Genomic DNA, 18,819 nt, shown 5'->3' on the forward strand with positions numbered 1-18,819 from the left:
GTGATAAGGTTTAAGAACAGGTGCTTGCCATGCAGCTACATGAGCGGAAAAACGCTGGAGGCGATGTAATAGGTGATGACTTTATCTGCTACCGGCAGGGACAAAGAGGGAGCGAGGGGAAATATTTCGATCGCGACCACCTTTCTTACTGCCTTCTGATATTCGATTTCATCCCCCAACTCAAACCAATAAGCCGGATCAATCTCCGCCAGGCTTTCTTCCTGAAACTCCGGGGTGCAGCCAATAAACCACAGGTGATTTGGCTGCGCAGTACGCGCTGCCCCATGGATGAAGCGCACTAGCGTTTATGGATCTGCCGGCAATGAGTCAATCGGAGGCTTCCCGTCTGTGACACCCATCGAACCTCCTCCTTCTCATGGCGTTTGCGACCCACGCGCTAGAATAGCTGCCCCTGGTGCTGATACGGGACACCGAAGGTCGGGTTCGCTGACGAAGCAGCTGATACTGACGAAACATTCCACAGGCCCATATTTTCACGTCTTCGGCGGTTTGACGGTCCTTCGGCAGTGGGGCGATGGCCGTCGCACCGTAAAAATAGCGTTTGATCTGTTTATCCGCATGGAGCGCCGGCGCTCCAAGGACAATATAGGCGGCATGGTTTAAAATAGCCGGCAGGGGGTCGTCGGCGAACAGGGTGTATTCCTGCCATTCATGCGGATCGAAACAGTACATGTAAAACGGCAGCAGAACAGCAATTTCGTTGCTTCGATGGGCTGCCTCCAGCAGGGCTTCGGGATTGGGAGGCAGCCGTCCGTTTGTAGCCTGAATCATTTCTGCCGAAACGGCGTGCTTGAATACATTTCTCATCATCATACTCCTTTAATCTTTAATAGCAGGGTGGGTCAACAAGTAAATCATGGGATTATAAAAGTGTCCTGGCAGCGTTATTATTTCTGGCGCTGCCAGCGGCCGGGATCCGCAATGATCGTCCAACAAAACAATCCATATACTATGATAATCAGCACGGTACTCATCGGCGGAGACCTCCCTTGGTGGTGATAAACGCATAATGGAACGAAGCCACCCATTGCCGGCAGTATCTCTCCCATAAAGGAACAAGAGCTTCGGCTCCCGGAAGAAACTACACAGGGGTGCCGACCACCGTAAACGGGTAAAACGAATAAAACAGATGATCCGATCTGGTATACGAGGCCACCCATTGGCCTTCCGGGTAATATGCGAGCTCGAGCGTTGTTCCGAAAATGATGATATTTCCGTGAAGCGTGTATCCGAAGGTACAAGCAGCCATGCACGAATGCTCCTTTCTGAACGCAAAAAAGCCATACCTTCCCGAGGAGGAAGGTATGGCCCGAAAATAGCTTTTTCTCTTTTTTCTTAGCCATAAGGTTATTGAATGGAACGTTTTAGAGGAACAATCTTTCTATGATGTTTCATGGGTAGGAAGACGTTAACCAATGCAGCTGTCACCTATTGGGCGGCCAAGGACAAAGCAAATGGCCATAGCAAGCAATCGACACTATCTTCCGCCAGGGGAAGAAACAGATTGAATAAAGACCAATAGCGAATATATAAACATTATAATAGAACCAGTGACTTAAGGGTTATATGATTACCATTATAATTGTATAAAAGGGAATTTCAACCATACTTAAGTCCTGAAATTATATTTGTGACTAAATACGCACAAAACATAGAGGTTTTATTTGGAGCATAAGTTTCTTTGAAGACTAGCCATTTCAGGACTATTACCCGTTTTCGGTAATTTTTCTGACTTAAGAGTCCGATTTTTTATAAGAGTTGAAAGATAAAATCAATATCGTTATGTTTTGGTTATTAGCTGTTAATCAGAAACTTGTATAGATGAATTAATTGGATAAGAAGAAAAAAGAGAATTTTTATGTGGCCTTTTCAAGATATAAAAGGTGTTACACGGGTATCTTTTATTCGAGGGAGGACCGAAACGTCTAGCGAGCGAATCGCCCTCTCAGGGGATGGTCTTGCCTAGAACGATTAGAAGCGCTTCCTGCCGGCATAGGAAGCGCTTTGTTCTAAGTAGAAGCCACCATTCTTTGTGCCTTCCATCCTTTATGATACGCTGCTGAATGGAGGATTAATATAGAGTAATAGGCTGAAACATTTGGAAATTACCTGTTGGACATACGAATATTGTTTTTTACTCCCTGTAAAAGTTGGAGCTTTCGCCGGCAAAATAGCGACGTTTGTTACCGTAAAGAGCTAATAGAACTTGTGGAGAATGGACAGTAGGTCTCAATTTTCAGAAAATACATATATCAAAAGCTCCTTGGCTAGTACCATGGTACGTAAGAAAGCAAACTCTAAAGGTTGAACGTAAAGGAGATTTTATGGAACAACAACAAACTGAAGCCCAGATGATTGCGGCGTATACCGGCAAAGCATTAAGGGATCATTTTGGCAAAGGACCGGTGAACGTGCATGTCTCTCTGAAGCGCCCGTTTATCATCCTGTACGTGAAAGATTTTTTAATGCCAATGGAAACGATTTTGCTGAAGCAACAGGAAGAACAGCATGTGGCGAAAGCAAGGGAACGCATTATGGAGGAATTGTGTCCCGGGATTCAGCCGGATCTCGAAGAGATGATTAATGGTACGATTAAAGAATGGTATTTTGACTGGAATTTCGAAGCGCGCAGCGGCATGATCTGGGCTGTCCTCGAGGAGGAGCCGGCAGCCACTTTTTCCTGGCCGGGGCAGCTTAGTCAGCGGACGTTCGAACGAAAAGTGGTCAATCTCAGCACGAAAGGACAGAAAGAGCCGGACTATACGAAAGCATTTTGGATCGATGAGCGGACCATTGTGGTTTACCGCTCCGGGGTCTTTGTTGAAATTGAACAGGAACTCATTCACGCCGGGTTCCAGGAACAGTTAAAAATTGCCAAACGGCCGATGGAACGGCGTCTGTTTCAACAGGAGCATATGGCACCGATTCTGCAGAGAAAAATCCTGGAGATCTTCCTGGATTGGGATTTTGCAGGAGATAAAGGATACATGGTTCTGGCGCTGGAGCCCGTAAAGAAGAGGTAACTTCTTGGCTAATTTTGACATGTTTCGGGAACCGAACGCGGGTGGAAAAATGCATGACAGTAACCGAAAAGGGGCTAGTTTTTTCCTTTTCGGTTTTTTTGTTTTATAGCAGGAATATGAAGGAATATAATGGAAATAAACTTATTAGGCGGAGAGCCAGGATATTACGCTTTTTTATTAAACATCAAGAGATCGTTGTTTGAAAGGTTATGCGTTTGATCCTGTTGGACTGTGCGCCCCAACCGCGGGCACTACTGCTTGCCTGCTATTTAACGTATCATGAAGGGAGATAAAGCATGTTTAAAATTATCATAACGTTAACAAATGGTCGTGAAATGTCGTACAAAGTATCCGACGAAGAGGAAGCTCTGGAAACGTATTTTGATATCCAGCAGGCCATGACAGCAGTAGGTCAAAAGCGTAACCATGAAGTATTGTCGTTAGGAGATTCCTTACTCGTCCGCTCCGATGCCATTATAGGTTGTGAACTCAAGGGACCGCGAACCGAATGATCGTATCCAGCCAGACACAAAAAGGAGAAAATAGAAGCGCATGATATGCCGCAGATTTATAAATGAACCAGCAAAGTAACTTTTCAACATTTTTTAGGTGTTGCGTTTAATATTACAATTCAAGACACGAAAAGAAGAAGAGAGAGTCAACGAAGTTCTCTGGTTACAGGTTATGATAGGCGAACTGCTTCTAATGATATTGCTGGCATTTAAAAGGCAGGAGAGGGGATCAATGTGATGACGACGCTTCCATGTTTATGGCCGGTTTCCACGTAACTGTGAGCCGTAGCAACTTGCTATTGGGTGTAATCGATCATCTGGCCCCCAAAGATGTTACAAGCTCTGCATGATTGGTGCTGCAGACGCCAGTAACATCTGTACCAAAGGCTTTTGCCAACTGAACGGCATAGGTGCTGAGCGCTCCTGAAGCGCCGTTAATAAGCACTTTTTGGCCTTCTTTAATACGTCCTTTATCCCGCAGAAAAAATAAAGAGGTAGTAGCACCGAAAGGTACAGAAGCCGCTTCCTCAAATGTCATGTTACCGGGCTTAGCGACGATGGCTCCCTTTTCTTTCACACACATATTCGGCATTGGCGTTCAACTTCACGCCTGTGCCGCAAAGGATTGCCTCTCCCTGTTGAAAAGATGTTACATTTTATCCGGTAGCTTCCACCTCACCAGAAAACTCCGAGCCACTATTCCAGCTTTAGGCTTTTTCAGGCCGTAGAAGAACCTGACAGGAAACGGATCCGCTTTCCGCACCTTGCAGTCTCCGGACGTCTCTGTGGTTGCATGCACTTTCACCAGTACTTCATCATCCTTGGGAACGGGTTGTTCTACTTCTGTAACCTCCATAACCTCCGGGGGACCATACGTTTTATGCACGCTGGCTTTCATAGAGAAAACCTCCCTTCTTCACTTTTTCGTGACCGTGAACAAATTGTTCCGATTTAAATTTTGGAATATTCAGACTTATACAGATATAACACTATACCTATATGTTATTTTTAGCAAATTTTGCTAACATTTGGCTTCAAAAACATTATTACCGCTCTGGACGATGGAATAGAAGAGGGGGCCATGTTTGTTCTTTTTCACTCATAACATTACATGAATGGTGCATGTTTATAAAACTACTATGGATGAACTGCTTATTACTTGGATGATTAGAGATCACTATATGAATTGCTTCCTGGCATTCTTCTGTTTGACCGCTTTTGATGAAGTATAAAAACGTCAGGATAATTATTTCATTCCATTTTTCTATCGATATGGTCGGTATATGAAAGTTATAAATTCATTCACAAAACATGTTGCAAATATAAATGTAAGCGGTTACTATATGAAATATGGTCATCTGATGACCATATTGCTTAATCCCAGATGAACGGTAAAAGCTAAAGCATCAAGATATCAAAGAGGAGGAAAATAAATGTTAATGATAGTAGCCTTAAGCGCTGTGATTGTCCCATTTCTGCTGTTGGTCCTGCTGCGAATGCCAGCGATTAAAGGAATGTCCATCAGTGCCGCAATTGTAATTCTATTAGCATTCACCGTATGGGGGATGGAAAGCCAGGTGATTGCTTCATCGATCCTGCAGGGAGTACATAAAACATTGACTATTTTACTGATATTGTTTGGGGCTCTTGTTCTCTTGAATACCCTCCGTAACACGGGGGCAGTGAATCGCATTAATCAGGGATTCCAAAGTATTTCTCAGGATATGAGGGTCCAGGTGATCTTTGTTGCCTTTTTATTTGGTTCTTTAATCGAAGGGGCGGCAGGATTTGGCACCCCGGCTATGGTGACGGCGCCCTTGATGCTTGCGCTGGGATTCAAGCCGATGGCAGCAGTAGCGACGGCCCTCATTGCTGACAGTACCGCCGTCGCCTTTGGAGCGGTAGGAACGCCCGTTTTGGTCGGGTTAAGCACCTTGCCCGAAGCGGATGCCGCTTTTTATCAGGATGTTGGTTTTACGGTAACCCTCATTGATTTATTCGCGGGCACGTTTATTCCTTTTATTTTAATGCTTGTTCTGACGTTATTTTTTGGTAAAGGAAAGGGAATCAAAGACGCTGTGGCGATGCTGCCCTGGACACTACTTATTGGTATCACTTATAACGGATCCGCATTAGTATACGCATATTTGTTTGGTCCGGAATTTGTAGCAATTCTTGGTTCATTAACGGGGCTGGTGGTGGCCGCGGCTACAGCTAAAAAGGGGTGGCTGCTGCCAAATTCTACATGGACCGATGCTATGCAGGAGGATTTCGAGGTAAGTCGCGAACGAGCCGAGATGGGATTGCTCAGGGCATGGTTTCCGTACATCATTGTGGTTATTTTATTGCTTCTCACTCGTATTGTTCCTTGGTTTCAGGAATTCACTCAGACCGCCATTGATTTAACCTGGACGAATATTTTAGGGGTGGAAGGGGTTACATCCGAGTGGGAGTTGCTTTATTCCCCCGGCACAGTCCTTACGGTCGCGGCCATCCTGGCAGTCGTTGTTCAACGAAAATCGCTGGGTCACTTTGGGCGGGCGGCGACGCAGTCGTTGTCGACGATTAAAATTACCTCTTTGACCCTGGCGGCAACACTTGCCATGGTTCATGTGTTCAGTAATTCCGGGATTAATGGGAGTGATTTGATGAGCATGCCGGAGTACATCGCGGAGGGGATGGCAGCCGCCTTCGGCCCGATGTGGATATTTGCAGCCCCGTTTCTTGGGGAACTGGGCTCTTTTATTACTGGAAGCGCTACCGTTTCCACACTTACCTTCTCCCCGATTCAGTACAATATCGCAGAAGCTACAGGAGCGAATGTCTATGTGGTGCTTGCCGCGCAGCTGGTGGGAGCTGGCGCAGGAAACATGATCTGTGTGCATAACGTAGTCGCTGCCAGCGCTGTCGTAGGCATGCAGGGAGAAGAAGGAAATGTCATCCGAAAAACCTTAGGACCGGCTCTCCTTTATGGGGTCCTGGTCGGTATTAGCGGATTCATTTTAATGGGTTTTTTATAAAATGAGAAAATCATTTATGTTTCATGCTTACTAAGAAGCCGATTTTTCCATGAAGGGTGTTTTTTAATTAAATATTATGTCAGAGAGTAGACTGTGAAATCTGAAGCTCACTGTTTTATTATCGTCTCTGCTGATAACCGCTTATGTTAAATTGAGGATCTTCAATCACATAAAGATTGTTAAACGCTTGTTAATATTAATCGGCGAGGGTCGTAACACGCCTGCCTGATAAGGTAGTTTCGGGAGCGATATCCCTCCCCATTACTCCCCTTACGTAATGATACCCCGTTGGAAAGCTGGCCGAGATGGCTGGCTTTCTTTCGTTGGGAATAAAATATAAGAGCGAAAGGTTGGCTGCCTGTTTAATTACGTTTTCCCAGATGAAATCTCCCGCTCCATTATACCTTCCAGACGACCTCCCTGGGAGGCAGCAATGATAGTATCTTCCCGGTCATGAGGTGTAACGAGATCAAGGATTACTGGCTAGAAGAAGTGCTGCCGTGGGAAAAATCGATGGAGGCTTCTCCTTTCCTCACAGCTTGTCTCGCCAGGCGTGTACATTGACGATTGGTTCGCCATGTCATTCGAATGTCCCCCGTGGGATATTCCACCACCGGGACCCGGTAAATCACGATCGTTTGATCCCGCCAGGTGATAGAAAGATCTTTGTCGACGGATTGGCCGGGAGCAGGGCCCCTGCTTGTTTTTCTTTGACGTCTCCATAACCGTTGGCGAATGGTCTCCATGGTTCTGGGCCTCATGAAGGTGGCCTCGGCCGAACGGTGTATCCGACAATAATCAAGGCCAGAAGACCCAGGGTGATGGCAATGGCGCCCCCGAAGGGAGAGGTAAGCTGTCTCCACAACCCAAAGCTCAAAACAATAATGCCCATGATAAGCAAAAGCAACTGCCACTTTTTCATGTTGGTCCCCCTTTAGAACGACGCTCGTAGGACGATTCTGAACATCATACGAGAAAATATATATGTATATAATCATATGCTAATATAAATACGTTCATGGCACAAGCAAAAGAAGGGGAAAGGAGAACGGTTGATATGGCTCAATCGACGAATGTCTGGGGCGCTTCGTTTCTCCTACAGGCAAAGGTGCTTCCCCTACGTCTTTTAAGTGTTTGTAAAGATCTTTGTGTTCTTATAGCCAATAGCGCCTGCGCGTGCTAAGTTAAACGTGGGAGCCATACGTCTCCCCGATCATTCCCTTAATCGTTATACACCTACCATGCTAACCAGCCGTCATGGCTGGTATTTTTTAAAATCCTGAAAATTTCATGTACCATATATAAATCATCAATTATTCCTCTTATTTCTTCACTGAGCAATGTTTTTGCTTTTACTGAATGGGATCATGAAGGGAGGGAGGAGAAAGGGAAGGGAAATGCTTGATGAATGAACCACTATGGTTTCTCGTGGAACTCGTCCTCAGCCTGGTGCTGCTTGTTGGCGGTGCAGGCGTGGCTGTCCCGCTGGCTCGGCGCTGGTATGTGAAGCGCAATGGTCACGAACGTTCCGAACGTTACGCGAATGCTACCCACCGAACGGTAACCCTGTGGTTTTCTATGGTGATGGTTTCTTTTCTACTGATTATGCATTTGGAAAGAATGCCGGGACAGCTCTTCCTGTTCGTGGTGATTCTCCCTCTTTTTTTGCTGTACATAGCTATCGGAACCCACCTGTGGAAACAGGAAAGCGATAACAAAGACAATTATTTGTATGATTGGTGGAGCATGGGTGTCGTTATGGTTTGGCTGATGATTGTCGCGCTTGGGTATCAATGGTGGGGGAGGTAGCAGTTCTCCTAACAAGTCATAACGAACGGCCCCCGGGGTCAGCTTCCCACGCCCAGCTGGGCAACGGATGTAGAAGGTGAATTCGGCTCGTGTAGGAAGAGCTATTGCGTTCGGCGGAAAAAGATTGATATTCGATTTGAGGAAAGGAGTCTACTTATTGGAGCAGGCTTCTTTCTTTTTACCCTCTCAAAAAGTACACTATGACCTTTGAAAAACATTGTTTTATTGTTGTCTCTGCTAAAAATGTTTATGTGATCTTTTGCATGTAAATTTATATTAGATGTTAGTAATATAAAAAGGCTTTAGATGGTTATCGGTTCTTTTCTAGAAATAGAGCAATTATACTCAAAGGGTATGAAGAAGAAAGATACTTTGGTTTAGATATGGTGTACAAGTCATTCTTTAGATTCCAAAGTCACTTATCATGATGAATGTGTACAACATTGCAACGGGTTGTGAAGTTCTAGATGAATTTTCAGACTGAATTCTATGCTCAATATAAATGATTATAAGTACGTCCAATCGATGAAGATAAAGGAAATGATCTCGAAGTCGTAGGAACCTATTATCTATGCTTGGTATTAAGAAAAAAGTGAAAGAGAAATAATAATGAATAGTAAAGATGAGGTATTGAGCAATGCGGACTATAGATTTAGAACAAGTGATTATGACTGTTTTAAAGCAACAGCAGAATGAAATGGAGATAGCTTCTTTAGTAAGAAATGTAGCCCAGTCCTTTTGTTCCTATGTCCATGCTAAAGAGATTAATAATATTATAAATAATATGGAAAAAAGGAAGATTCTTAGAAAAAAAGAAGTCTGCTTCAGGTTCTTTAATAGTGGTTTTAAAAAGAGAATAAACATTGTTCCAGGTCGTTATCATGAAACATTAAAGGCAGCGCTTCCTTTCATACAGGGATCGCTGCCTTTATTATATTCTAATTAAAAATAAATATAATAACAAAAAGGTAAAAATTATTTTTTATTAATATATTCACACTAAAAAAAGCTTGCATTTATCAATGAAAATCATTATCATTTAAGTTATTAAATTGATAATGATTATCATAATCAATAGAATGGAAGGCAATGGGGTCAACAATGGAGAGAAAGAAATCTTTTCAAACATTAATAGGGAATATCGCGCTCATGCTTCTCGGAAGCCTTTTGCTTGGGTACCTATTAATTGTTTCAATTACGACAGGGGCAGGCGACATTTCTTACCGGCAAGTTCTTACAGCTCTTTTTTTCTATGACAGCGAACTGGAAAGTCATAATATCATCCAGGAACTGCGTGTACCCCGAGCTTTGGCGGGAACGCTCATTGGTGCGTCTTTAGCAGTGGCGGGCTGCATCATGCAGGGTATGACAAGAAATGCCCTGGCCTCGCCGTCCATTATGGGAATAACGGACGGCGCGGCATTTGGTATTGCTTTTTCCATGGCATTTTTGCCCCCACTTGATTCCATCAGCTTAATGGTTGCTGCTTTCATTGGAGCGGGCATAGGAGCGTTTTTGGTTTTCGGTGTGGCTTCATTATCAAGAGGCGGAGTGAGCCCCGTAAAACTGGCCCTTGCTGGCGTGGCTGTAGGAGCGATGCTGAGTGCATTTTCAAGCGGTATTGCCATCCACTTTAATATAGCTCAAGAAGTAAACTTTTGGTATGCAGGGCATTTGTCAGGTATTCGTTGGCACGACGTAACACTGTTTCTTCCTCTTAGTACGGCAGGTATTTTAGTAGCGATTATCCTATCGCGATCCGTAACGTTGCTTAGTTTAGGCAACGAGGTTGCAGTAGGACTGGGGCAACGAACTTTGTTTATTAAAATAACCTGCACAATAATTGTATTAATCCTCACGGGAGCGGCAGTCGCAACAGCGGGGAGTATTGGTTTTATAGGTCTTGTGATTCCTCATATAGCGAGGTTGATTGTCGGTCAAGATTATCGTTATATCATTCCCGTTTCAGCTGTATTAGGCGCTTCTTTACTAACTGTGTCTGATATCGGTGCGCGTTTAGTAAATCCTCCTTTTGAGACGCCTGTAGGGGCTATCACAGCCTTAATTGGAGTGCCCTTTTTTCTCTTTTTAGCTCGTCGGGAGGGGAGGGGACTTGATTGAATCGAAAAGTTAAAATTTATTTTTTAGTTGTAACCTTGCTTACGCTTGGATTACTGCCCGTACGCTTAAGTATGGGAGAAGTCAGTTTAACGCCATTTGAAACCTTGCAAACATTGTTGGGGATGGGCTCATCAAAAAGTGAAATTGTACTTTTTCAATTTCGTTTGCCGCGTTTAGTTTTAGGCATTCTCATTGGGATGGGCCTTGCGGTGTCCGGTGCTATTCTTCAAGGCGTTAGTAGAAACCCTTTAGCAGATCCAGGCATCATTGGCATCAATGCAGGAGCAAGCTTGGTCGTAGTAGCATATTTGTATTTATCGCAGGGAGGATTAGTAGTTTCGGGACTAGGCCCTACTTATGCCCTGCCCTTCTTTGCTTTTTTGGGTGCTGCGGTGACGGCTTTTGTCATTTATATTATTGCTTTAAAAAATGGAAAGGTTTCCCCAACCCGACTTATTTTAGTGGGTATAGGCGTATCAGCAGGTATCGGGGCGCTCCTCATTATCCTTCAAATGAAAATGAACCCTCGGGCATTTTCAGAAGCCATTATATGGTTATCAGGAAGCATTTGGGGAGCCAGTTGGCCCATGGTTATGTCAGTATTACCCTGGATTTTGGTTTTAATCCCTTATGCTGCTTATAAAGCCCGTTATTTAAACCTGCTGAATATGGGAGAGGCTATTGCGATAGGGTTGGGAACAAAAGTAGAAAAAGAAAGAAGAATTCTGTTAATTGTTGCGGTGGCTTTGGCTGGGGCCTGTGTAGCTGTCGGAGGCAATATTGCTTTTCTGGGATTACTGGCCCCCCATCTTGCCCGGCACGTAGTTGGCCCGTCCTATAAAACACTTATACCTGCTTCAGCAATTACAGGAGCTGCGTTAGTGATGGCAGCAGATTTGGTCGCCAAAAATTTATTATATCCCGGTGAAATACCAGTTGGAATTACTCTAGCTGCTATCGGTTCTCCGTATTTCATCTACTTGTTAATGAAAACGAGATAAGGAGGCGCGAGTATGCCTGTCATTCAAACAAAGGGACTGTCAATAAGCTACGGAGCTAACAGGGTAGTGACGAACATAGATTTAAAAATTCCGGAAAGCAAGATAACTACTATCATAGGAGCGAATGGTTGTGGGAAATCGACAGTGCTAAAAACACTGGCGCGCATCCTTTCCCCATCAGCCGGAGGAGCTTATTTGGATGGCAAACTTATACATAAAGCAAATACAAAGGAAATGGCTAAGCAACTGGCAATTCTCCCTCAATCCCCGGATTCCCCCTCAGGTTTAAAGGTAGGGGAACTAGTTTCCTATGGACGTGCCCCCAGGCAAAAAGGTTTTGGAAAACTTTCGAACGAAGACCAGATAGTGATTGATCAGTCTCTGGAATTAGCTGGAATGTTGAAGTTCAAACAGCGGGATGTGGATGAATTGTCAGGCGGACAGCGCCAAAAAGTATGGATTGCGATGGCATTAGCCCAGGAAACTCCTGTTCTTCTCTTGGATGAACCGACGACGTATTTAGACCTTGCACATCAGCTCGAAGTGTTAAAAATATTGAAACGACTGAATGAGGAGGAAGGGAGAACGGTGGTAATGGTACTTCATGATCTAAATCATGCCTCGAGATTTGCGGACTATATGATCGCGATGGGAGATGGAGCCATTATACAGGATGGCAGTCCAAATGAAATTATGACTCCTCAAGTGTTAAAGAAAGTCTTTAATATAGACGCAATTATTACTAGAGACCCTGTAAATCAAAAACCAACTTGTATCACTTATGATCTTTTTGAATAATTCAGATATAAAGGAGTTAATGGCAATGAAAAAAATGATATATATCCTTGCACCTGGAGGATTATTTTTAATGTTGGCCGCTTGCGGAGGAGAAGAGCAGAGCACGGAGACAGAAACGGAAGACGAAAGTTCAGGATCTTCATCGCGAACCATTGAACACGCAGAAGGATCAACTGAGGTGCCGGAAGAGGTTCAAGATGTGGCATCGCTTTCGTTTCCATACACTAGTAATCTATTGGCTCTAGGGGTTACGCCCTCAGCGACTGTTACTGATAATGGAGAGCACTTCGAACATACTGAAGATGAGTTAGAAGGCTCGACTGATCTGGGCAATTTTTCTGAACCGAACCTTGAAGTATTATTGGAATCTGAACCGGACCTTATTCTCGGAGAAGATACAATCGCCGACCAATACGATAAACTGGAGACCATCGCTCCTACTGTTCTGATCCCATGGGAAGACTTGGAATGGCGAGAACATTTTGAACGAACGGCAGAGGCAGTAAATAAAGAAGAAGAAGCTGACCAGTGGCTAGAAAATTATGATCAAGAGGCTGATAACGCTTCAGAAGAGATCAAAAACAATATCGGCGATGAGTCAGTCCTTGTGCTTCGCATTCGTGCAGACGAATATCGGGTGTATGGATACAACCGTAATTTCGGAAGCCTCCTATACCAGGATTTGGGACTCACAGCCCCTGAAAAGGTAAAAGATATCGATTGGGCTGAAGCTGTATCTATAGAATCACTTTCAGACTTTGATGCTGATCACATATTGATTGAAACGGCTGATGAAGAAGCAGCTCAGACTCGTTTGGAAGAATTAGAAGAAAGCTCCGTGTGGAATAATTTAGAAGCAGTCGAACAAGATAATATCCATACCATCGAGCTGTATCCTTGGTTGGATTATTCTGCTTCAGGACATGAAGCATCAATGGAAGAAGCTGTAGAGATATTAAGTGACTAAAGGTGGAGGTTTGATTATGAAAGAAGAATTAGCTAAAAAATGGGAAAAAGGCGCTGATTTTTACAATCGTAATTTTTATTCCTTTAATAAAAAGCAATGGGAGCATTTAGTGGCCCCCTATTTGAATGATGAACCGGGAATAAAATCCATTCTGGATGTAGGCACAGGGCCCGGCCAACTTGCGTTACTTCTTGCCTCGATGGGACATGAAGTTACAGGCCTTGATTTATCCAAAAGGATGATCGAACTTGCGAATCAACATAATGAGGAAGCAAGACATAAAGCTACGTTTCTAGAAGGAAACGCAGAATATATGCACTTTTTGGATAATAGTTTTCATCTTATTACGAACCGTTTGAATTTATGGACCCTTCCCAATCCCGGCTTATTTGTACAGCAGGCTTACAGGGTACTAAAGACCAATGGAAAAATTCTTCTTTTTATTACGATGCCAGATTCAAAGAAAGTGTATGAAAACCCCCAAACGAATAAAAAAGAAGAGATATTCACGGAAGATTATCAAAAAGCAGTAGCTCAATTGCCATTTCGAAATGCTTCCCCGGCTCAGGTGAAAGCCTTACTTGATGCAGCAGGTTTCAAAGAAACGGTGGGTTATGAGTTTAATGATGAAAGAACATTTACTGCGGAACACATGGCAGACATGTTGAGCGACTATGGAGAAGCGGGAGAAGCTTTTCAACAATTATTGAAGAATCATCCTTCAAAGGACGAAGTGGAAAGTTTTCTCCAAAAGTATCATTTTTCGCATGGAGAAGTTCATTACAACAGTGAAGGTGCTTTATCTTTCGTCTTTCCTATAGATTCGGCTATGATAACGGGAAGAAAATAAAAAAGACATTACTAAACCGAATAAGCAATTATGCTCGTTGTGCATGATTGCTTATTTGTATTCAAGAGAAAGTAAAAAGTGAATTCCTTAGGGTTTCATAAACGAGGCTTCCTAACACTTGGCCAAGGCTTTATCATCCAGAAAAATCGTTTCTGCCGATAAGCATGATTATGTTAACCTTCACAAGCAAACATTCTCTGAAGCACATATACATAGAACTTTGCATTAAACGAAACGCCATTTGATGTTTAATCGTCCTTATTGCTTTTTCTATATAATTGAAATTATTTGTGTCAAAAAAATGACTTTTTCATATTGTGATATAAGCGTCATACAGTATTCACAGCAATTGCTAATGAAAACGGATACGATAGTGGTACAGGAGAATTCGACAAACGGGTTGGGCGTTTGTTGGTCATTATCGAATGGGGGAACAAACATATGAAAAAGAAAAACATGGTATTGTTATCTTCGGTATTAGTAACAACAGGGGTCATGACGGCGTGTGGGGGAGAAACGGGCCAAGGTGAAAATAGTGGAGGTCAAAACCATGAGCAGCAAGAGACACAGGAGGACAGAGAAAATTCCAACGGAGACGAAGCAGCCAATGTTGATAACATGACCGCCGAAGAGCCTGGGAAAGATGAAACCTGTTATTACTGTGAAATGGGAATTCCGCATCCGGAAGACGAGCAGTCCGTTTTTACGGCCCAGGCGATCACCAACGAGGGCGAGCGTGTCTTTTTTGATGATTCTGGCTGCATAGAAAATGCGGAAAAGGAGCAAGGCGAAAAGTTTGCGAAAGTATGGGTGAAAGATTATAACTCTGATGAATGGTTCGAACTGGAAGACGCAACAGTGGTGTCGGGTGATTCCTTTGAAACACCGATGAGCTACCAGTATGCCTTCTTTGAAAAGGAATCCGACGCCGAAGCATTTGTTGAAGAACATGAGGCGGAGGTCGCCTCATGGGAAGATGTCCAAACTGATGCCCATGAACGTGCCCAAGGTGAAGACATGGAATCCACAGACGCCGAAGGGATGAACCATGAGCATGAGTCTGAATCTTCCGAAGGCAGAAAAATAAATCATAATGATATGGATGAACATGATGAAGAACAACACGCTTCATAAGAGTAGGAGGAGATTTCTGGGTTTCTTATTATTCTCCGTGCTTGTGTTCGCCATTCCGGGCAAAACTGAAGCCGAGACGTCTATTCAGGAACAGGTGGACCAGACGGAACCTGGTGGGACCGTCACTATAGATGAGGGCACATATGAAGAGTCAGTCACAATTGATAAGCCAGTGACGCTGCAAGGTGACGGGGTCACCATAAGGAGTGAGGCGGAAGAGACGGCGCTCACCGTAGAGGCTGAGAACGTTACAGTAGATGGCATCACGTTTGTACAGGAAGACACCCAGATTGAAGAGAGCATTGTGCCAGGCCAGGAATTCGATGCGATCGAACCCGAGCCGGTGGTTTCTATTTTGGACAGCGAGGGCTTTACGTTTACAAATAACGAAATGGACATGATCGGCTCCGGCCTGCATGCGGAAGGAAGCGATGATTTCACCATCAGTAACAACGAATTTTCCGGCACGTTCTCTTCCTACGTGAACCAGGGCCTGGCAGCCGTTGAATTGTATGAGTCCAATCAGGTGACCATCACGGATAATGAAGTAGAAGACGCTCTCGACGGCTTTTATTTGGATTCGCTTCAAGAAGCAGCAATTCACGATAACGTTGTAGAAAATTCCCGGTACGCCGTCCACTTGATGTACAGCTCCAGGGTGGAAGGCCATTCCAATCGTTTTCAGGAAAATGTAAATGGATTGATGATTATGGATTCGGAAGAGGCAAATTTTTTTGAAAACACTTTAACCGATCAGTTTGATGTCCGGGGCTACGGACTGTTGGTATATCGTTCGGAAGACATTCTCCTGCATGACAATAAGATTTCACGTAATAGTACAGGTTTGAAATTGGAAGAAACAAAAAATGTTTCTATCCACGATAACATTATTGCCGGCAACCAAGTTGGTCTAGGTTGGGAACGGCAGCAGGCGGACGTAGAATTCTATCATAATGATATGGTCAGCAATGTATTATCCACACAAGGAGAATTTGTCGAGCGATTAACCCTCTCCAGTCAAAATAAAGGAAATTATTGGAGCGACTATGCTTTGGTCGACCAAGATGAGGATGGAGTTGGGGAAGCCCCTTATGTGGCAGGATCCATCTATGATTCTATGCTGACGACACACCCGGAATGGCAGCTGTTTATGCACAGTCCGGCTATGACATTGTGGAGCCAGGTCTCTGAATGGCTACCATCGCGTACTAATCAAGAAGTGATCGATGAGCATCCTAACATCGATCCGGAAACTGAACCAGCTGCTGAGCCTTTTACATCTATTCATTTCGCCGGAATAGGCGGAGTGTTACTGCTGATGTCCGGTAGTAGTATGTATTATTTCCATAGGAGGAGAAGAGAATGAAAAAAGCACCGATGGTCTTAACATTAATGGCCAGTCTTGCCTTGGGCGCGTGTCAGCAGGCTTCGCATGACCCCCACGGTATCGATCATGACGTCGATACGTGCGAAATTTGTAATATGGCCATTAACAATACCCAGGCAGCAACTCAAATCGTGATGGAAGACGGCAGTGCAGTGAAATTTGATGACATTGGCTGTATGATGCAGTACAAAGAAGAACAAGAAGGGCAGTCGGAGAGTTTCCATACAGAATATATTAACAGCTATGGGGAAGAAAGCTGGACCGATGCCGAAGAAAGCACCTACGTTTACGATGAAGATATCTCGACTCCTATGGGAAATGGGGTCATCAGCTTTGGATCGGAAGCCGAAGCTGAAAACTATATCGATACCGAAGGCCAGGGAGAACTACTGACCTATCAGGACTTATCTGAGCATGATTGGGACAGCTTTTAATAATGTTTGCCGCCTTTTATGCAAATGACATGAAACAGTACACCCGGAATCAATGGATGATATGGTTTGGTATTTTATTTACACTAGTTTCGACTAGCTTTATTCTCTTTGGTGGCGCCGATGCGAACACTTATGATGGATTTAATACCACAATGGCTAGCTTATTGAATGTAAATTTGTTTTTATTACCGCTAATTCTTTTTGTGATGGGAGCGGTCAGCGTGGCGGCCGAAAAAGAAGAAGGGTTATTTACATTGGTAGTGAGTTATCCGGTGTCGTACCTGCAGCTTGTGGTGGCAAAGGTATTGTCGTTAATAACAGCTATGTTGCTTATTCTTTTCTTTAGCTACGGCGTTGCCGCTATTGTAGGTTTTTTTACGGGAACGGCGCTCGCTCCGGACACGCTGATTTTGTTTCTCTTTTTATCGGTGCTGCTTGTGTTGCTTTTGGCTCCGTTAGCCATTTTAATGGGGGTTTGTACCTCTACCAAGTTTCAGGCTATGGCATTAGCTTTGGGGATTTGGGCTTTTTTTGTGCTGTTATATGAATTTTTATTCATGGGCCTTATTACGGTAGTACCACCGCTATGGTTAACGGTTTTTTTGACTTTGGCGGTGGCGTTCAACCCGGTGGAACTGATTCGCGTAGCGACGATTATCATTATGGACGGCGGGACCTCCCTTGGACCTTCATTGTATGATTTTACGTCGTATTTGTCCGGTGGGTTTGGTGCTTTGATTCTAGCAGTCTTTGCGGTTCTCTGGTTAGTTTTGCCAACGGCGGCTTGCTATATCCTGATTCGGGGAGGGAAAACGCATGGAAGCTAACCCATCTATATTAAGTCTAGAAAACATTTCCTTAAAACATCGGTTTAAGCCCCTGACATTTTCGATTACTGAAGGGAGTGTTTATGCTCTTTGTGGAGGGAACGGAGCGGGAAAAACATCTTTATTCAGTGTGCTGACGGGTATGAATCGACCTTCGAGCGGAACTCTGTACATGCACAATAACAAAGTACAAAATCATTCGCATGCATATCGCCATTCTTTTTCGTATATGCCGGACCAATTGGTTTTTCCACGTCATTTAACGGGGCTAGAGACCCTGCGATTTTTTTCCGCACTAATGGGAGAGCAACAGTATAAGGTGAAAGATATTTTGCCATATGTAGGATTGGAAGAGGTAAAGGATCAAAAAGTAAAGACTTATTCGAAAGGCATGCAGCAGCGATTGAACCTGGCACAATGTCTTTTAGCAGATGTGCCGCTGTATATGCTGGATGAGCCTACCAACGGATTGGATCCTTACTGGTCGTATCAGATGAAAGAAATAGTGCTGGAACAAAAAAGAAAGGGAAAAACGATTATTTTTTCGACGCATTCCTTGTCGCTGGTTGATGACATCGCCGATGATCTGTTGTTTTTGCAGCAAGGTGAAGTGCTTATCAACGAGCCGGTCTCCCAACTCCGACAACAATTCGGGAGTCAGACTGATTTAAGTTCGTATGTCTACCATTTAATCTCTGCTCAAAAGAACAATGATAGTCCGAATTAGACAGGTGATCTCCTCATTGAAGTAATGAGAAGATAAACAAAACGGCTTGATCCTATTAAGATATAGGACCAAGCCGTTTATTTTTAATATATGAAGCTTTTTTATTTTTTCACAGCTTCTACCATGTAATGGCCCTCATTGATGACATGCGTGGTGGTTGTAAAACCATAGGAGGCGATCGTTTGGGC

22 protein-coding genes are annotated in these 18,819 nt (G+C 43.9%); 15 read left to right on the forward strand and 7 right to left on the reverse strand.

The window, feature by feature from the left end; all coding sequences use genetic code 11:
- Positions 1-35: 35 nt before the first annotated feature.
- From Q9M42_RS07765 to Q9M42_RS07780, 4 genes are all read right to left on the reverse strand, one after another.
- Positions 36-299, reverse strand: a complete 264-nt coding sequence (locus Q9M42_RS07765) for a hypothetical protein (protein WP_322525913.1) — start codon at positions 297-299, stop codon at positions 36-38.
- 28 nt (positions 300-327) lie between these two features.
- Positions 328-828 carry a hypothetical protein gene (locus Q9M42_RS07770; protein ID WP_322525914.1) on the reverse strand — a complete coding sequence of 167 codons (501 nt, stop codon included), beginning with the start codon at positions 826-828 and terminating at the stop codon, positions 328-330.
- 80 nt (positions 829-908) lie between these two features.
- A complete protein-coding gene (locus Q9M42_RS07775) occupies positions 909-1,070 on the reverse strand; it encodes a hypothetical protein (protein WP_322525915.1) in 162 nt (53 codons plus the stop codon).
- A 32-nt stretch (positions 1,071-1,102) separates the two neighbouring features.
- Positions 1,103-1,270: a hypothetical protein gene (locus tag Q9M42_RS07780; RefSeq protein WP_322525916.1), complete on the reverse strand. Its 168-nt coding sequence runs from the start codon at positions 1,268-1,270 to the stop codon at positions 1,103-1,105.
- 1,075 nt (positions 1,271-2,345) lie between these two features.
- On the opposite strand from Q9M42_RS07780, the gene Q9M42_RS07785 reads away from it, so the two are divergent.
- Positions 2,346-3,044 carry a Na-translocating system protein MpsC family protein gene (locus Q9M42_RS07785; protein ID WP_322525917.1) on the forward strand — a complete coding sequence of 233 codons (699 nt, stop codon included), beginning with the start codon at positions 2,346-2,348 and terminating at the stop codon, positions 3,042-3,044.
- 335 nt (positions 3,045-3,379) lie between these two features.
- Positions 3,380-3,556: a hypothetical protein gene (locus Q9M42_RS07790; protein ID WP_322525918.1), complete on the forward strand. Its 177-nt coding sequence runs from the start codon at positions 3,380-3,382 to the stop codon at positions 3,554-3,556.
- A 313-nt stretch (positions 3,557-3,869) separates the two neighbouring features.
- Here the strand turns inward: Q9M42_RS07790 and Q9M42_RS07795 are convergent, their stop codons facing one another.
- Positions 3,870-4,133 carry a hypothetical protein gene (locus Q9M42_RS07795; protein ID WP_322525919.1) on the reverse strand — a complete coding sequence of 88 codons (264 nt, stop codon included), beginning with the start codon at positions 4,131-4,133 and terminating at the stop codon, positions 3,870-3,872.
- A gap of 72 nt (positions 4,134-4,205) precedes the next feature.
- Positions 4,206-4,454: a hypothetical protein gene (locus Q9M42_RS07800; protein WP_322525920.1), complete on the reverse strand. Its 249-nt coding sequence runs from the start codon at positions 4,452-4,454 to the stop codon at positions 4,206-4,208.
- 535 nt (positions 4,455-4,989) lie between these two features.
- On the opposite strand from Q9M42_RS07800, the gene Q9M42_RS07805 reads away from it, so the two are divergent.
- Positions 4,990-6,576: an L-lactate permease gene (locus tag Q9M42_RS07805; RefSeq protein WP_322525921.1), complete on the forward strand. Its 1,587-nt coding sequence runs from the start codon at positions 4,990-4,992 to the stop codon at positions 6,574-6,576.
- Positions 6,577-7,333: 757 nt separating this feature from the next.
- Here Q9M42_RS07805 and Q9M42_RS07810 read toward each other — a convergent pair.
- Positions 7,334-7,498: a hypothetical protein gene (locus tag Q9M42_RS07810; RefSeq protein ID WP_322525922.1), complete on the reverse strand. Its 165-nt coding sequence runs from the start codon at positions 7,496-7,498 to the stop codon at positions 7,334-7,336.
- Between the two features lie 482 nt (positions 7,499-7,980).
- Here Q9M42_RS07810 and Q9M42_RS07815 point away from each other — a divergent pair, with 482 nt between their 5' ends.
- From Q9M42_RS07815 to Q9M42_RS07870, 12 genes are all read left to right on the forward strand, one after another.
- Positions 7,981-8,385 carry a hypothetical protein gene (locus Q9M42_RS07815; RefSeq protein ID WP_322525923.1) on the forward strand — a complete coding sequence of 135 codons (405 nt, stop codon included), beginning with the start codon at positions 7,981-7,983 and terminating at the stop codon, positions 8,383-8,385.
- A gap of 637 nt (positions 8,386-9,022) precedes the next feature.
- Positions 9,023-9,331 (forward strand): hypothetical protein, encoded by a 309-nt coding sequence (locus Q9M42_RS07820; RefSeq protein WP_322525924.1) that lies wholly within the window; start codon positions 9,023-9,025, stop codon positions 9,329-9,331.
- A 155-nt stretch (positions 9,332-9,486) separates the two neighbouring features.
- Entirely contained in the window at positions 9,487-10,506 is a 1,020-nt protein-coding gene (locus tag Q9M42_RS07825; protein ID WP_322525925.1) for a FecCD family ABC transporter permease, read from the forward strand.
- Positions 10,503-11,507 carry a FecCD family ABC transporter permease gene (locus Q9M42_RS07830; RefSeq protein ID WP_322525926.1) on the forward strand — a complete coding sequence of 335 codons (1,005 nt, stop codon included), beginning with the start codon at positions 10,503-10,505 and terminating at the stop codon, positions 11,505-11,507. Before Q9M42_RS07825 ends, Q9M42_RS07830 begins: the two co-directional genes overlap by 4 nt.
- Positions 11,508-11,519: 12 nt before the next feature.
- Complete coding sequence (locus Q9M42_RS07835) at positions 11,520-12,305, forward strand: ABC transporter ATP-binding protein (RefSeq protein WP_322525927.1); 786 nt, start codon at positions 11,520-11,522, stop codon at positions 12,303-12,305.
- A 25-nt stretch (positions 12,306-12,330) separates the two neighbouring features.
- Entirely contained in the window at positions 12,331-13,272 is a 942-nt protein-coding gene (locus Q9M42_RS07840; RefSeq protein ID WP_322525928.1) for an ABC transporter substrate-binding protein, read from the forward strand.
- Positions 13,273-13,288: 16 nt separating this feature from the next.
- A complete protein-coding gene (locus Q9M42_RS07845) occupies positions 13,289-14,122 on the forward strand; it encodes a class I SAM-dependent methyltransferase (RefSeq protein ID WP_322525929.1) in 834 nt (277 codons plus the stop codon).
- A gap of 441 nt (positions 14,123-14,563) precedes the next feature.
- Positions 14,564-15,256 (forward strand): nitrous oxide reductase accessory protein NosL, encoded by a 693-nt coding sequence (locus Q9M42_RS07850; protein WP_322525930.1) that lies wholly within the window; start codon positions 14,564-14,566, stop codon positions 15,254-15,256.
- A 37-nt stretch (positions 15,257-15,293) separates the two neighbouring features.
- Positions 15,294-16,622 carry a right-handed parallel beta-helix repeat-containing protein gene (locus Q9M42_RS07855; protein WP_322525931.1) on the forward strand — a complete coding sequence of 443 codons (1,329 nt, stop codon included), beginning with the start codon at positions 15,294-15,296 and terminating at the stop codon, positions 16,620-16,622.
- The gene (locus tag Q9M42_RS07860) at positions 16,619-17,077 is read left to right on the forward strand and encodes a nitrous oxide reductase accessory protein NosL (RefSeq protein WP_322525932.1); all 459 of its coding nucleotides are present in this window, start codon (positions 16,619-16,621) and stop codon (positions 17,075-17,077) included. The genes Q9M42_RS07855 and Q9M42_RS07860 overlap by 4 nt, the downstream gene beginning before the upstream one ends.
- A gap of 29 nt (positions 17,078-17,106) precedes the next feature.
- Positions 17,107-17,904: an ABC transporter permease gene (locus Q9M42_RS07865; protein ID WP_322525933.1), complete on the forward strand. Its 798-nt coding sequence runs from the start codon at positions 17,107-17,109 to the stop codon at positions 17,902-17,904.
- A complete protein-coding gene (locus Q9M42_RS07870; protein WP_322525934.1) occupies positions 17,894-18,631 on the forward strand; it encodes an ABC transporter ATP-binding protein in 738 nt (245 codons plus the stop codon). Before Q9M42_RS07865 ends, Q9M42_RS07870 begins: the two co-directional genes overlap by 11 nt.
- Positions 18,632-18,819 lie beyond the last annotated feature (188 nt).

The organism is Marinococcus luteus (genome assembly GCF_034497705.1).
GTDB lineage: Bacteria > Bacillota > Bacilli > Bacillales > Marinococcaceae > Marinococcus > Marinococcus luteus_A.

Excerpts from the sequence above, each read along its gene's own strand:
- Q9M42_RS07775 (WP_322525915.1), bottom strand. The coding sequence starts at position 1,070 with ATGGGAGAGATACTGCCGGCAATGGGTGGCTTCGTTCCATTATGCGTT.
- Q9M42_RS07825 (WP_322525925.1), top strand. The coding sequence starts at position 9,487 with ATGGAGAGAAAGAAATCTTTTCAAACATTAATAGGGAATATCGCGCTC.
- Q9M42_RS07810 (WP_322525922.1), bottom strand. The coding sequence starts at position 7,498 with ATGAAAAAGTGGCAGTTGCTTTTGCTTATCATGGGCATTATTGTTTTG.
- Q9M42_RS07865 (WP_322525933.1), top strand. The coding sequence starts at position 17,107 with ATGAAACAGTACACCCGGAATCAATGGATGATATGGTTTGGTATTTTA.
- Q9M42_RS07845 (WP_322525929.1), top strand. The coding sequence starts at position 13,289 with ATGAAAGAAGAATTAGCTAAAAAATGGGAAAAAGGCGCTGATTTTTAC.
- Q9M42_RS07770 (WP_322525914.1), bottom strand. The coding sequence starts at position 828 with ATGAGAAATGTATTCAAGCACGCCGTTTCGGCAGAAATGATTCAGGCT.
- Q9M42_RS07805 (WP_322525921.1), top strand. The coding sequence starts at position 4,990 with ATGTTAATGATAGTAGCCTTAAGCGCTGTGATTGTCCCATTTCTGCTG.
- Q9M42_RS07860 (WP_322525932.1), top strand. The coding sequence starts at position 16,619 with ATGAAAAAAGCACCGATGGTCTTAACATTAATGGCCAGTCTTGCCTTG.
- Q9M42_RS07870 (WP_322525934.1), top strand. The coding sequence starts at position 17,894 with ATGGAAGCTAACCCATCTATATTAAGTCTAGAAAACATTTCCTTAAAA.
- Q9M42_RS07850 (WP_322525930.1), top strand. The coding sequence starts at position 14,564 with ATGAAAAAGAAAAACATGGTATTGTTATCTTCGGTATTAGTAACAACA.
- Q9M42_RS07785 (WP_322525917.1), top strand. The coding sequence starts at position 2,346 with ATGGAACAACAACAAACTGAAGCCCAGATGATTGCGGCGTATACCGGC.
- Q9M42_RS07835 (WP_322525927.1), top strand. The coding sequence starts at position 11,520 with ATGCCTGTCATTCAAACAAAGGGACTGTCAATAAGCTACGGAGCTAAC.
- Q9M42_RS07780 (WP_322525916.1), bottom strand. The coding sequence starts at position 1,270 with ATGGCTGCTTGTACCTTCGGATACACGCTTCACGGAAATATCATCATT.
- Q9M42_RS07840 (WP_322525928.1), top strand. The coding sequence starts at position 12,331 with ATGAAAAAAATGATATATATCCTTGCACCTGGAGGATTATTTTTAATG.
- Q9M42_RS07790 (WP_322525918.1), top strand. The coding sequence starts at position 3,380 with ATGTCGTACAAAGTATCCGACGAAGAGGAAGCTCTGGAAACGTATTTT.
- Q9M42_RS07820 (WP_322525924.1), top strand. The coding sequence starts at position 9,023 with ATGCGGACTATAGATTTAGAACAAGTGATTATGACTGTTTTAAAGCAA.
- Q9M42_RS07815 (WP_322525923.1), top strand. The coding sequence starts at position 7,981 with ATGAATGAACCACTATGGTTTCTCGTGGAACTCGTCCTCAGCCTGGTG.
- Q9M42_RS07800 (WP_322525920.1), bottom strand. The coding sequence starts at position 4,454 with ATGAAAGCCAGCGTGCATAAAACGTATGGTCCCCCGGAGGTTATGGAG.